The sequence below is a fragment of the Photobacterium sp. R1 genome, assembly GCF_054600795.1.
Genome location: NZ_BAAHZP010000543.1, coordinates 1 through 272, shown reverse-complemented (window position 1 = coordinate 272; position 272 = coordinate 1). Strand labels below are relative to the sequence as shown.

The following is a 272-nucleotide window of genomic DNA, read 5'->3' as shown; positions in this document are numbered from 1 at the left end:
ATGTGATGAAAGATCTGGCCGCAGAAGGTATGACCATGGTGGTGGTGACGCACGAGATGGGCTTTGCCCGTGAAGTGGCTGATCGCGTGCTGTTCATGGAAGAGGGTGAACTGCTGGTCAGTGATTCGCCCGAGAACATTTTTGATTCGCCCAAGCATCCGCGACTGGCCCAGTTCCTGTCAAAAATTCTCTAGCAGCCACACGTTATTCTTACTGGCGTAAAAACCAAAGGCAGACTCTGTGAGTCTGCCTTTTCGTTATCCCCTCTAAAC

The 272-nt window shown here is 51.1% G+C and carries 1 pseudogene; it reads left to right on the top strand.

The annotated features are described in order from the left end of the window. Positions 1-194, top strand: a pseudogene (locus ACYP03_RS26200) (peptide ABC transporter ATP-binding protein); the annotation flags it as partial. Positions 195-272 lie beyond the last annotated feature (78 nt).